7 protein-coding genes are annotated in these 14,085 nt (G+C 49.4%); 3 read left to right on the top strand and 4 right to left on the bottom strand.

The features are described from left to right. The first annotated feature begins 130 nt into the window (after positions 1–130). On the top strand, positions 131–1,444 hold the full coding sequence (locus A4V09_RS23230) for a glycoside hydrolase family 27 protein (RefSeq protein WP_065544427.1): 1,314 nt from the start codon (positions 131–133) through the stop codon (positions 1,442–1,444). A gap of 327 nt (positions 1,445–1,771) precedes the next feature. Here A4V09_RS23230 and A4V09_RS23225 read toward each other — a convergent pair whose 3' ends face one another. From A4V09_RS23225 to A4V09_RS23215, 3 genes are read right to left on the bottom strand one after another with little or no spacing between them, the layout of a single operon-like run. Beyond that, positions 1,772–3,421: a DUF2264 domain-containing protein gene (locus A4V09_RS23225; RefSeq protein WP_065544426.1), complete on the bottom strand. Its 1,650-nt coding sequence runs from the start codon at positions 3,419–3,421 to the stop codon at positions 1,772–1,774. 10 nt (positions 3,422–3,431) lie between these two features. Continuing rightward, positions 3,432–4,571 carry a glycoside hydrolase family 88 protein gene (locus A4V09_RS23220; RefSeq protein ID WP_065544425.1) on the bottom strand — a complete coding sequence of 380 codons (1,140 nt, stop codon included), beginning with the start codon at positions 4,569–4,571 and terminating at the stop codon, positions 3,432–3,434. A gap of 41 nt (positions 4,572–4,612) precedes the next feature. Next, positions 4,613–8,776 (bottom strand): family 43 glycosylhydrolase, encoded by a 4,164-nt coding sequence (locus A4V09_RS23215; protein ID WP_242963896.1) that lies wholly within the window; start codon positions 8,774–8,776, stop codon positions 4,613–4,615. A gap of 205 nt (positions 8,777–8,981) precedes the next feature. Between A4V09_RS23215 and A4V09_RS23205 the strand changes: the two genes are divergently transcribed. Then, on the top strand, positions 8,982–11,447 hold the full coding sequence (locus A4V09_RS23205; protein ID WP_065544424.1) for a glycoside hydrolase family 2 TIM barrel-domain containing protein: 2,466 nt from the start codon (positions 8,982–8,984) through the stop codon (positions 11,445–11,447). Positions 11,448–11,471: 24 nt separating this feature from the next. Next, a complete protein-coding gene (locus A4V09_RS23200; RefSeq protein WP_065544423.1) occupies positions 11,472–12,848 on the top strand; it encodes an MATE family efflux transporter in 1,377 nt (458 codons plus the stop codon). Between the two features lie 289 nt (positions 12,849–13,137). Here the strand turns inward: A4V09_RS23200 and A4V09_RS23195 are convergent, their stop codons facing one another. Further along, positions 13,138–14,082, bottom strand: coding sequence for an AraC family transcriptional regulator (locus A4V09_RS23195; RefSeq protein ID WP_065544422.1), 945 nt, complete (start codon positions 14,080–14,082; stop codon positions 13,138–13,140). Between the last annotated feature and the right edge of the window lie 3 nt (positions 14,083–14,085).

Genomic DNA, 14,085 nt, shown 5'->3' with positions numbered 1-14,085 from the left:
AATTTACCTCTATATATCAGATTTCTATTCTTTTGTTTTCCACACAATCTTATTATAATTAGTGTTATGGAAAAAGTCAAAAGATCAAAATAAGTCAAATTTCTACCCGAATCATACCAGGAGGTTTTTTATGAACAAAAACAGTTTTGCAAAAGTCCCGCCTATGGGCTGGAACAGCTATGATTATTATGACACTGCCGTAAATGAAGAACAAGTAAAGAAAAACGCGGACTACATGGCAGCACACTTAAAAGAATACGGATGGGAATACATTGTGGTGGACATCCAGTGGTATGCACATAAAGCAGGTTCTAAGAGAGAACAGTTCCAGTACATTCCCTTTTCCGGACTGGAAATGGATGAATATTCCCGCCTTCTGCCTGACCCGGAGCGCTTCCCCTCCTCGGCCGGCCAAAAAGGATTCGCTCCCCTGGCTAATTATGTACATAGCCTGGGACTGAAATTCGGCATTCATATCATGCGCGGGATCCCCCGTATTGCAGCCCAGGACCATATGAAAATAAAGGGCAGCGAAGTCACTGCCGACATGGCAGCCAACCCTTATTCTATCTGCCCCTGGAACCCGGATATGTACGGCCTTAATCATTCTCCTGCTGGACAGGCTTACTATGATTCCCTGCTGGAACTGTACGCATCCTGGGGTGTGGATTTTATTAAATGTGATGATATCTGCAACACCTGCAACCAAAGCCCTCACCGGGAGAATCAGTATAACGCGGCCCATGAGGTGGAAATGCTGGCAAACGCCATCAAACGCTGCGGGCGCCCCATTGTATTCTCCCTCTCCCCCGGACCTGCCCTGATCGACAGAGCATGGCATTATGAGAAATATGCCAATATGTGGCGTATTACGGACGATTTCTGGGATGACTGGAAATATTTAAAGGATATGTTTCGCCGCTGTGAACTGTGGCAGACACAGGTTTCGGAAGGATGTTATCCCGACTGTGATATGCTCCCTCTGGGGTGGATCGGAAAGGGCTTCGGCAAGGAGCGCATGACAGGCTTCACCAGAGAAGAACAGCGGACCATGATGACCCTTTGGTGCCTTTTCGGTTCCCCTCTTATGCTGGGCGCAGAGATGACCAAAATGGATGACTGGACCCTGTCCCTGCTCACAAACCGGAAGGTACTGGCACTGCTGCCGCCTTCCTGCCGCCCCAGACAGATTTTCCTGGATGAAGATAAGGCGGTCTGGACTGCATGTGATGAAAAAGAAGGGACTCTGTATACCGCACTGTTTAATCTCAGTGATGAAACTGCTTGTGTCAGTGTCGGTCTGGACGACCTTGGAAAAGAGTTTGAGGAGGACGCTGCACTTACCGATCTGTGGGACGGAACATCCAGCCGCAGCGAGAACCTGGAAATCCGGGCTATACTTCCTGCACATGGATGCGTGCTGTATCAGGTTCTTATAAAATAGGATCCCGCCGGAGGAATTTCCTATGTGATAAAGAATAAGCAGCAGTCTGTGAAAACTAAATTTCACTTTGACTGCTGCTCCTTATTTTTTATATCCGCACCATACATTCCTTTTTAATCTCTGTGTAGCCCTCATCCCGCAGCTCTGCATCGTATTTCTGTTCCTTTATCTGCCGCAGGGCAGACTCACATGCTTTCTCCATATGGGAAAACTTTACGGAGAAATGGTTTTCTTATCATGGTCTCCCGCCTTTCCCTTTTTCCCAATTATACTTCATTAACAGAAATATATAAAGCCCCTTTTCAGTATAAAAAAGGGGCTTTATCTTTAATATAACACTTCCGTCTCTATAACATTTTTCCCTTTCCGAATCTCATATTTCACAACAGGGATCAAAGTTTTGCTGTGAATCAGATTGGTATTTGGGTCCGGCTTGATGACCATGGATTCCCCTTCTCCCTGGAGGGAGCGCACCTCACATCCCTCCGGTTCCCCCATGGGCAGGGCAAACCCGGCGTCATAGGCGGTGCAGTCATAATCACTTTCAATGGTATGTATTCTTCTGTGTCCCGCTCCGGTGGGAATGATACGGGAATGCACCAGGATTCCCGGCAGGGGAGACCATACGGAGACAATCTGTTCTTTTGCCACCTCATAGCTCTTTGCCTGCCCGCGGATAAAAATATGTCCCAGCACTTCAAAAGACAGTACACTGTCCGGTGCAGCTTCCTGAACATTCACCGGGGATCGCATCACGCTGAAGCCATATTTTGTGGAGTAGGCGAACTTGGCGTATTTTTCCTCGGTATGGCCATGAACATGTCCAAAGGTACGGCCTCCCGGAAGGGCCACCACATTGCCGCCGGCTCTTCTCTGTATGATCATATCCGCCTTCTCCAGGTATTTCTCTGACTGAAGCAGAGGAAGAGGCGCCGCCTCGCAGGTCCAGAAAGGGTCATTCTCCGGCAGGGCAAGGCATGCGAAGGCCTTCATGGCCCAATAGGGCGACTGGGGAGAATTGTAGCTCTCGGTCATCTGCAGATTGGGGTAACAATACCCAATTGTCAGAAGCCCCGAAGGGTCAAAGATTGGCAGATTCATCCAATACTCCAGATGCCGTACAAGGATCCCCTTCATAACGGGCAGGGGAAGAGGTTCAATGTGCGCCATGACGCAGGCAGAATAAAAGGCCGCCTGTGCAAAGCGGTAAGTCAGAGAGCGCCCATAGGGAAGCGCACTGCCGTCCTCTGCAAACCAGTACACAAAATCTTTCCCAAACTGCTCCGCCCGTTCCAGATAACGCCTGCACCGTTCAGGATCCTCCTCCTTCATGACCATTGCGTACACAATTCCATAAAACTCCATGGCAAACGGAATATAATAATCCGCCTGCCCGTTCTCTCCGTCCAGATACCAGCCGCCGCCAAGGCAGCAGGACTCAATGAAATCCAGGCTTTTTTCCATTCCCTCTTTGTCATAGGGCATTCCCGTCTTTCTGAGCGCCGTGTTCACCAGGATGTGGAAGAAACGCCAGTTACAGTCACAGCATTTATTTCGGTTTATCTCCCAGAGCCAAACACTAACCTGTTTTTTCTCCTTTTCCGTCAACGGCTCCCAGATTTTCTCTCCTGCAAACAGGATGGCAAAGGCAATGGCAGCCATCTCCACCAGCTTCTGGTCATAATCCTCACATTTGCCCCAGTATTCCACTGAAGCAGGGTCTGTACCGGAAACCAGACCCTGCCTGTATATCTTTTCAAAGGCTTCATCACTTCCGCCCCCTGCCCAGAAGGCAGCCAGTCCCCAAAGAGGGCGCGAAAATCCTTCCATCCAGGCACTCTCATCCGGATAATGGGCGCTGGTGCAGCCTATGTTCAGACGGGCTTTTTCTTCACTGTAATACGGTTTCAGCGGGTTCAGGATCTCCAGCATCCGTTTCTCAAAATCCTGCCTCGTGTTCAGCTTTCTCTCTTCCATAACGCACCTCCTACCAAATCCAGAAATCTTTTCCCATCAGCCGCAGAACTGCTTCTATAAAGAAATAATCCCCGTAAATAATGGGTACCTGAAGATTCTCACCCTCATCATGATACGCCACTTTTCCCATACCGAGAACCCCGTCCTCATTCGGATTCCAGTTACAGAAATGTTCCTCCATGGCGCGCAGGATCCGCAGGGCACTCTTCTCATACAGACTCTTCTCATTTTCCGGCACATGTTTTGCAATCTCCAGAAGGCCGCAGGCTGCGCAGGCACCGGCTGTGGAATCATAATACAGCGGCTCCTTGGGTGCTCTGAAATCGCACAGGGGAAGATAATCCGTAAGGGATACATTTGCAATGAAATAGTGGGCTGTCTGCTTTGCCGCGTCCAGGTATTTTTGTTCTCTTGTGTGGGCATAACTGATGGCAAATCCATAGACTGCCCAGGACTGTCCCCTGGACCAGGAAGACCCTTCCCCATACCCCTGCCCTGCCGGAGCTTCCAAAAGCTCTCCGGTCAATGGGTCCAGTATGGCAATGTGATTACAGGAACCGTCCGGGCGCAGTATCTTCTCCATTGCTGTGTCTGCGTGTTTTCTGGCGACCGCTTCAAAACGCGGATCTTTTGATTCCTCGGAAGCCCAGTAAAGCAGGGACAGATTCATAAGACAGTCAATGATCATCCACCCTGCCTTATCGTCATTCCAGGCGCGTATGAAATTTCCCAGCACATTAAATCTGCCTGCCAGCAGATTGGCTGCGTGCTGGCCTCTGATATAGGACTCATGACTGCCTGTGAGCCGGTAGTCCGCCACTGCTGTGTGCATCCACATGAAGCCCACATCGTGGTAAAGCCCTTCATATTCCTCCATGGATCTGTCCAGGCGTTTCTCCACATTTTCCGCTTTCCTGCGGTATATTTCCTTCCCTGTGGCGTGATACATCTGCCACAGGATCCCGCCCCAGAACCCATTGGTCCACCAGGCGATATCCCGTTCTCCCAAGTCCTCCTCATAGTATCCGTTTTGGGGAATGTAGGGAATTTTATCCCCCAGCCTTTCACATTCCTTTTCCATTTTCAGATGGAATTTTGCAAAGGTTTCTTCCAGCCATTTACAATCTGCTTCTGATAAAAATTTCTGCATGAATCTGTTTCCTCCGAATAATAATTGTGATATCTCTTCCTCTATGGATTTACATATACCGGTTTCAACAACCCGTCTGCTCCGAATTCCACCCGGTCCATACAGGTCTCACGGTGATAGCCTTTTCCCTCCGGATAATCACTTAAAGGAGTGGCAAATCTATGATAAGCCATGTAATAAGTATCTTCCCCGGACCCTTTGAAAATGCAGTGATGGCCAGTCCCCAGCACGTCCGTCTCCGGCCTCTTCAGAAGCACGGGATACAGGTATTTCACAGGTCCGTACAAACTTTCTGATATACCGTAGTTCACATGATAATCCTCACATCCGGTATCCTCACATGACCAGGTAAAATGATAAATCCCCTGCCTTTTCAGAACAGTCACAGCCTCTCTGAAATCCTCTGCGCCCTCCAGGTTTTTCATGGTTTCCGGGCAGATATGAAGCAGGTCGTCACTTAACTTTACAATGGCCGGCTCTCCGTTTCCGAACAGCATATACACCTGCCCATCCTCTTCATAGATGGAAGGGTCTATCACCTGGCTCATTTTTACCCCTGCGGCCTGCACCATTTCAGGGGTCAGCAGAGGTTCCGGCTGTGCCCCAAATCCGGACACCGGCGAATCACTGACAGCTGCACCGATACAGGAAACACCATCCGGCCTTTTTGCGCAGAAATAATAATAAAACCGTCCATTCCGCTGAAAAACAGCGGGAGCCCAGGCCGAACCCACAGACCAGGGAACCTGCTCGGAAGCAACGTCCAAGAGGATGCCCTCGTCCTTCCATTTTCTCAAATCTTTGGAGGAGAACACATGGAATTTTGTTCCTGACCAGTGTGAAAAACCGTCTGTTGTGGGATATAAATAGTAAGTCCCATTAAAGTTCAGCACATCCGGGTCTGCATAAAGCCCCGGAAGTATAGGATTTTGTCTGCGGTGCAGCCTTAAGATACAGATAGATTCCGGTTTTATGTCAACTTCAAATCTGTTGCTCTCAAACGCGGCTGCCATTACCTTGGGAGATACCAGATCCGGGTGTTCAAACGTGTTTCTGTCCTCTCTCCCAAATCCATCCATTCTGTATAGGCTGCCTGCAAAACGGCTATTTTCCTCACCCTCCAGGCATATCTGTACCTTCTGCTCCCAAGGCAGTACATTGACCAGTTTGATGATCATATCTCCTGTGTCTTTTTCCAGGCTGCTGGTAATATAAACCGGCTCTGCCAGAACCGGAAGCACCTCTGTCTCCTGCTCCGGGACTCCGTCTACAAATGTCTCCACCTTTCTGCCCCGAACACGGATCTCCAGGTCGTAAGTTCTTCCCACTTCCACGCTGCGGGTCCGCTGGATCAAACAGGAATTTCTCCCATTCACATCCTCACCGATGATAGAATCTTCATTGGCCCATCCGCCAATTCCCCAGAACAGGCGGTTTTTCTCATCCTGCTGCCCAAAACTTATGGTAAATCCCTTTTTGCCGCTCAACTCTCTGGCATGCAGATGAATGGTATAGTCTCTGCTGCTTACATCCATGAGCTTTTTCTTCGGTTTGTCAGGGTTCACCACTGTTTTCGGATATGTATACTGTTTCCCTGTATCTTCCTCTGTGATCACGATATTGTCAAATACCACCTCGGATTCATTGGCCTCCAGGACAATGCCGCCGGGAAGACTGTCCGGATACCTGCTCAGCATTACGGACGGACCCTTGTCCTCAATTTCCTGCTGCAGCACCACATCCCCGTGATGGTTCATAAAAAGTTTCTGTACATAATAATTGGGAGAAGGCACCGCCCCTTGGTTATCCATCCATATCATATCCGGTTCCCAGTTTACATAATCCCTATGACAGAACAGCGGTGCATAGCATGCCAGTTTTACTGCATGGGCTGCGTTCTGCATTCCCACCATAAAAGATGCTTCTGCCAATGCATTGAACCAGGTATTATCATGAGAAGCATACTCTCCCAGAAATACCTTAGGACCATTTACAGGAAATGCGTCGTAGCGGTGGTGATGGGCAATAAACCATTCCGGGGACTGGTAATAATGTTCATCCACCAGATCGGCGCCCTCCTCTCTTGCGGACCGCCACCCTCTGTCGTATTCTCTGCCTGCCGCAAAGGGACCGCTGGTGCCAATTATCCGTATCTCCGGATATTTCTCCCGGACCGCCTTATGGAAAAGAGGGTACCGTTCAAAAAACGGCTCTCCCACCTCCTCATTACCGATACCGATATATTCCAAATGAAACGGCTCGGGATGCCCCATTTCCGCCCGCCTGGCGCCCCAGAAAGAGTCTGTATCCCCATTGGCAAATTCGATCAGATCCAGTGCATCCCGGATATATTCTTTCAGTTCGTCTCCCACAGCCCCCTCATGGGTATGGGGATTATATCCCCCGGGAAGTACCGGAACAGGCTTTGCGCCTAAATCTTCGCACAGCAGAAAATATTCATAATACCCCAGTCCCATGGTCTGGTTATATCCCCAGTTATTTCGGCATGCAGGGCGGTTTTCCACAGGGCCGATGGTATTCTTCCACCGGTACAGGCTGTCTCTGTCTTTGGCGTGCAGGGAACCGCCGTGAATCAGGCAGCCTCCGGGAAAACGCAGAAATTTAGGATGCATTTCCTCCAGAAGCTGCGCCAAATCTCTGCGCAGGCCGTTCCTTCTGTTCTTATAGGTATGTCTTGGAAACAGGGATACAAAATCAAGTTCCACGCAACCGCTCCCCTTTGCTGTTACAGCCAGTCTTCCCTGCCTGTCATCCATAGGCGCCTGCAGCGTAAGCTGGTATTTCTCCCAGTCTTCTGTCATTTGAATACTTGCACAGGTATAGACCTGTCCTTTTGCGGAGCGCAGGGAAACTTCCAATTGCTCACAATCTCCCCTCTCTTTTCTGGCATAACAAGTAAAGTCATAGCACTCACCTTTTTCAAGGGAGATTCCCGGCCCGAATCCCAGATTCCAAACACCGGTATCCTCCCCTGCTTCCGGTATTTCCATCACCAGATAATGGGGATTTTCAGGGAAAAGGCCATGTTCTTTTTCCACGCGGAGTTCTGTTTTCCCGCCCTTTTCAATCTTCTCCCAGGCTGTCAGTCCATGATACTCCGGGTTGTCTACAGAACAAAATTCAAAGGCACGGTTCTGAACCAGTTCCGCATATAATCCGCCGTCTGCCGCATGGTTCAGATCTTCAAAAAAGATACCAAACAGGTCCTGCATCTCTGCTTTTTCTGCTTTTGTATTAATCTTTACCTTTATATCAGGTTCTGCATTTTTGCTGCCCCAGCGCTTATACAGGCGCTGGTATTCGCTTTCATTCAACACCAGCACAGACCCGTGGCGTTTGCAGACATTTCCCATATCATAATCCACTGCCTCAGCCACTTTAAAGTCACCGTCTTCCAGACTTGTACAGATGAGGGGAAGGTATCCGAGTCCTTCTGCAAACCGGTCCACCATAAGGCACCACTTCCCTTTTTCCCCCATGGGGAATGCCGCCGGGCCTTCCACTCCCATAAGAGTGCTCAATTGTTCTGCCCAAACCTCCGTAAATTCTCCCTGCAGGCTTGTACCTTTGTCCATGCGTATATTTTTATTGGTTTCATCCTTTGAGAATCGGTAGAAAACGCCTTCTTCCTCTATAATGGTGGTGTCTATTACATGATGGTCCCTCTCAATGTATTTTTCCGGTGCTGTGAACACCCTAAAATCTCTGGTATAGGAGCAATAGATTCTTTGTTTATGAGCTGAGTCCCCCGGCTCTTTTGTCATGGAGGCCCAGAACACAAGGTATGATCCCTTCTCCTGATCATATATGGCTTCCGGCGCCCACGCACAGCCGGCCCCCGGGATTCCCGTCTCAAAACTCCAGGGTTCTGACCAGTGAAGCAAATCTTCAGAGCACCAGACAATGATCCGGGTACTCCCCTCCATCTGTGCTGCCGTCCAGCCTTTATTGCCGGCAATCCTCAGATCTGTGGCAATAATATAAAACTTTCCATCTATGACAGACTTTATTATAAATGGGTCTCTGACTCCTTTTTCCCCGATCCCGGACCGGATCACCGGCCTGCCCCCGTTCAAATCCTGCCAGTGCATCCCATCTCTGCTGAGGGCAAAATATACCTGTTCTCCATCCGGAGACTCCCCTGTAAAATGTACAAATAAATAACCGTTTTCTCTCTGATCCATGCAGTTTTTTCCTCCTTGCTCATGCCATGTCCGGCATTTTGAAATCGGTTTCATTTTTTTTATTCTACTACACCCGGCGGACTTTTACAATGCCTTTCGGGAAAAAGGTCGCTGATTTACAATAAGTCTCTCCCAATTCCATTGTTTTCTTCTGCCGTTTCCTTATAATATGTTTTAGCAGAAAAAGAAACTAGGAGGTATTCCATTGAATACAACATTTTATCCCATAACCCAAAGCTGCAGATTCCATCCGGGAGACTGCCCGGATGCATGGCAGGCATGGTATGATGACTCAGCCTGGGAGACGGTTTTGCTCCCTCACGACTGGTCGGTAACCCTTCCGTTCTCCAGGGAATATTCCAGTGGTACCGGATACCTGGCAGGCGGCATTGGATGGTATCGGTTCCGTATCACACCCCATGGATCCTGGAAAGGTAAAAGGCTGTCTCTGGCCTTTGACGGTGTCTATAAAAACAGCCGTGTCTGGTGCAACAGCTACTATCTGGGAAACAGGCCAAACGGATATATTTCCTTTACTTATGATATTACAGAGCAGTTTTATTTTGACCGCGAAAACATCATCTGTGTCTGTGTGGACCACAGGGATATTGCGGATTCCCGCTGGTTCACCGGTTCCGGTATCACCCGAAAAGTACAGCTCACAGTACAGGAACCTGTGCATATGGTCCCTTACAGCGCGGCTTTTGAAACACCTGAGGTATCCCCTGAAAAAGCGGTCTTTCGTGCATCCTGTGAGATAAAAAACGATACCTTGCAGGATGTACGGGCCACCGTTAAATTCAGGCTGCTAAAGACGGGATATGAGGGTTTTTCTGCCAATGAAACACAGGGAGGGCAGGCTGTAGCCAACCCTTCGGCTGCTTCTATGGTGCAGGCCGAAGCTTCTGTCAATATGTGCTTCCCCGCCGGTACCGTATGCAAGGCCGAAGCCTCCCGTGAGCTCACTGCCCCTGTCCTGTGGTCTCCGGATTCACCGGAATTATATACTTTGGAAACCTGGATCTGTCCGTCCGCTGAGTGTGATTCGGAAGCTGGCTTCACTACAGAATACAGGGTTGACACACGCAGCGTCGGATTCCGCAGTATCTGCTTTGATGCAGACAGAGGCTTTTTCCTGAACGGCAGAAACACACTGATAAAAGGAGTCTGTGTCCATCACGATGCAGGCTGTCTGGGCGCTGCCGTGCCCGCCGCAGTATGGCGCAGGCGCCTCAGAAAGTTAAAGGATATGGGATGCAATGCCATACGGATGAGCCACAACCCCCATATGCCGGAGCTTTATGACCTCTGCGACAGGATGGGTTTTCTTGTCATAGATGAAGCGTTTGACGAGTGGGAAGGTCCCAAAAACAAATGGAGCACCGGGCATAATGTGTATCCCCCAAAGCACCAGGGCTATTATCTGGAGTTTCCCCAGTGGCATAAAGAGGACCTGACAGCACTTGTCCGCCGTGACCGCTGCCATCCCTCTGTTATCATGTGGAGTATCGGCAATGAGATCGACTACCCCAATGACCCTTACTGCCACGCCTCTTTCACCACCATGACAGGCAACAATGATGCGGACAAACCGGCGGAGGAACGGCAATATAACCCCCAAAGGCCGGATGCCGGACGCCTGGCTGTGCTCGCACAAAAACTGTCCAAAATCGTGAAAGAAAGTGACAAAACCCGTCCTGTCACCCTGGCGGCTGCTTTCCCGGAGCTGTCTTTGGGACTGGGATTCCTGGACTCTGTGGATGTTGCCGGATATAACTACAAGGAACATCTCTATGAGGAAAGCCACCGCAGATTCCCCGGCAAACCATTTATCGGAAGCGAAAACGGCCACAGCCTGGAAGCGTGGAGAGCAGTAACGGAAAAGCCCTGGATCTCAGGACAGTTTCTCTGGACTGGAATTGATTATCTGGGGGAAGCAAAAGGCTGGCCCATCCATGGCTCCGGTGCAGGGCTTCTGACACTTGCCGGATTTGAAAAACCGGGTTATTACCGCAGGCAGAGTCTATGGTCCACCAAGCCCATGATACATCTGTCCACTGCCCGTCTGGACGCTGACCGGGGGGAATGGACCCCTGTTGCTGATACCTGGAACTATCCGGAAAAAGAAGATGTACTTATAAAGTGCTACACCAATCTGCCCCGGGCGGAAATATGGCTGAATGACAAATGCCTGGGCACTTTTGAGAAAAACCAGGACGCGGATGCCATTACCCTTTCCGCTGTCTACACCCCCGGCACACTGAAGGCACTGGGAACAGCTTTGGATGGAACGAAAGTCTCACACACGCTGATAACTACAGGCGCTGCCTGCTGCGTATCCCTGCAATGCTTTGAGGACTCCCCAAATCCCGGCCCCCAACCCCTGTTATATCAAATTGAGGCACTTATGAGAGATACCTGGGGCAATCCTGTCCTCTCCGACTCTTCCCTCCTGCATGTGACAGCAGATAACGGCAGCATATGTGGGCTGGAGAATGGAAACCTGGCGGATGTGACGGATTACAGCGCCCACTTCAGACGGGCATATTGCGGCAGATTATTAATTTATGTAAACCATATCAATGAGGAAAAGGAAGTGACCATCACTGTTTCCGGTGACGCGGAGGCAAATATCAAACCGGCGGTTCTGATACTTCCTCCTTTAAAGTGACAGAGATAGAAAGAAGGTGACTCCATGAAATTCTTTCATTATGACAAAACCCTGAGCATTATGAAAACACCACAGGGCACCATGACCCTGTCCCGCATCTTCGTACCCTTTTTTACGGAAATGCTGCTTCTTAACATGATGGGCACCATCAACACCCTGATGCTCTCCCATTACTCAGATGATGCTGTGGCAGCCGTTGGCTCTGCCACTCAGCTTCTGGGTATGATACTCACCTTTTATACCGTGATCGGCACAGGCGCGTCCATCGTCATCAACCACAACCTGGGTGCCGAAAATACAGAAAAGGCTTCTGACGCTGCCTTTACCTCCATTCTTTTGTGCGGCACATTAAGTTTGGTTCTGGGCACCTCTCTTTCCCTGGCAGCCAGGCCTCTTCTGGGCCTTATGCATCTGGAAGGGCAGGTTTTGGACTATGCAGTCACCTATTTCCGGATCGCCGTGCAGTTCTCATTTTTCCAGGCAGTGACATCCAGCGTCTCTGGCATTTTCAGAAGTTATGGGAAGCCTAAGATATCTGTCTGCGTATCCCTGACCATGAACTGTATGAACGCCGCACTGGACTATCTGATCATTTTCCGCCCGGTAGAACTTCCCCTTTCCGGGGTTTCGGGCATTGCTGCCGCCTATGTATGCAGCCAGTTGTTCGGACTGCTCCTGATACTCACTTTCCTGCGGAAAATACCGCTGGGTCTGAATTTCAGAAAAAAAGGCCCCGCTTCATTGAAAATTGTCACAACTATGCTGAAGGTGGGCATTCCGGGAGGTGTCAGCACCATTTCTTACAATCTTTCCCAGGTAGTCTCCACCTCCATCATTGCTATATTGGGGGTTGGTGCTATCTCCACTAAAATATATGTATCCAATATTGTATTTTACGTGTATGTATTCGGCATGAGTCTGGGATTATCCACTTCCCTTATGATAGGGTGGCTCGCCGGAGCGGGTAAGTATGAGCAGGCATACAAGCTAAATCTACAGAACCTGAAACTGACCATAGGCGCCAATGTGACCCTTTCGTTCCTGATCTTTCTTCTGGCAGAGCCTTTGCTTGGATGCTTTACCTCGGACCCGCAGATCATTGCCATGGGCAGGCATCTGATGTTCATTGATATCCTGGTAGAAACAGGCAGGGGATTCAACCATGTGGAGGAAAATTCCCTGCGCGGCGCCGGGGACGTGGTCTATCCCATGACGGTATCTATGATATCCTGCTGGACCATGAGTATTCTCTTTTCCTATATTCTGGGAATCCGCATGGGGCTTGGCCTAGCGGGATGCTGGACCGCCTTTGCCATGGACGAATTTTTCCGCGGAACTGCCTATCTGATACGCTGGAGATCCAGAAAATGGACCACGAAAACAGTCTCGGCCCATGTCTAGTCTGCAAAACGGGAGCACCATACAGGTACTCCCGTTTTGCAAAAAAATCAGAGTGATCGTCAGTTTTTTCAACAGATTCAATCACACATTCATGTCTCTTTGTCTTTATATTATAATTAATTCCCACTAACAATAAATTGCCTGAATAACTTTCCAGATTCTTAATATAGCGTTTCTCTTTAATCTGATTTACAGCACCCGTTAATTCACATTGCACCAGACATTATACATACATTATAATGCAGCACTTGCTGCTGCATAAATTATGGGATGCCCTTTAGGGTATACTTTATTGCAAATTTCCGTTACCGTCCTCACACTCCATCTCCCGCATCCCTGCCAAAGCCCCATACTGCCCCGGTGATATCCCCGTATACTTTTTAAACACCTTGCAAAAATACCCGTCATCCTTAAACCCCACCCGGTATCCCACAGCGGAGATCTTCATGGAAGTGGTAGCCAGCAGCTCCATGGCACGGTGTATGCGTATTTCATTAAGGCAGGCAAAGATGGTTTTTCCGATGTTCTTTTTAAATACCCGGTTCAGATAATCAAAATTACAGGAGAACTCCTCCTCAATTCCTGCACCAGATATCTGCCGGTGATAATTCTCATTCAAATAATTCAAAAGCTCATGGACCCGGTGATAGGAGGATGGAATCCCGTGGGTGGGCCTGGCAGTCCAGGATGACAAGGCCTCCCTGGAGATTGCCACCAGGGCCTCCATAAAGCGGCACTCACACGCCACTTTATAATTCTCCATCTGGTTTCTATGTTGTTCCATGGCTTCCTGGATCAGCTTCAGCACCCGCAGATAGCCTCCCTTTCTGCCCAGAGAAACGTGTTTCGGCAGCCACAGGACGTCATCTCTGTACCGCTTATGGGAACCGCTGTCCTGCTGCAGGCAGGTTCCCCGGATTTGCAGAAGATTCTCCATAAAACCCGGCTGCACCTCTCTTCTGTAAATCTGGGGATGGCGGAAATGGATATAAAAATACTCACACCCGGAGGCCTTCCGTCCTTCGTGCACAAAGTCCGTATCCAGCAGAAGTACATCTCCCTCCCTGAGTTCATACTCTTTTTCCTCTTCCCTCAGGTACAGCACCCCCTGCTTCATAATATACAGAATATATTCATCCGGCTGCCGCTTTCTGTGTACATAGGGCGGCTCCAGCACGGCTGTGTCCACCAGTCTGATCTGTGGCAGGATATTGGCATTTATTTCATAATACATTGC

Origin of the sequence: Blautia pseudococcoides, assembly GCF_001689125.2 — a bacterium.
GTDB classification, from domain to species: Bacteria; Bacillota; Clostridia; order Lachnospirales; family Lachnospiraceae; genus Blautia; species Blautia pseudococcoides.
Note: the sequence above shows the minus strand (reverse complement) of the source record. Positions and strands in the feature narration are given on the sequence as shown.

What these genes read in the sequence shown, in the direction of transcription:
- A4V09_RS23230 (WP_065544427.1), top strand. Translation starts at nt 131, where the DNA reads ATGAACAAAAACAGTTTTGCAAAAGTCCCGCCTATGGGCTGGAACAGC.
- A4V09_RS23225 (WP_065544426.1), bottom strand. Translation starts at nt 3,421, where the DNA reads ATGGAAGAGAGAAAGCTGAACACGAGGCAGGATTTTGAGAAACGGATG.
- A4V09_RS23220 (WP_065544425.1), bottom strand. Translation starts at nt 4,571, where the DNA reads ATGCAGAAATTTTTATCAGAAGCAGATTGTAAATGGCTGGAAGAAACC.
- A4V09_RS23215 (WP_242963896.1), bottom strand. Translation starts at nt 8,776, where the DNA reads ATGGATCAGAGAGAAAACGGTTATTTATTTGTACATTTTACAGGGGAG.
- A4V09_RS23200 (WP_065544423.1), top strand. Translation starts at nt 11,472, where the DNA reads ATGAAATTCTTTCATTATGACAAAACCCTGAGCATTATGAAAACACCA.
- A4V09_RS23195 (WP_065544422.1), bottom strand. Translation starts at nt 14,082, where the DNA reads ATGTATTATGAAATAAATGCCAATATCCTGCCACAGATCAGACTGGTG.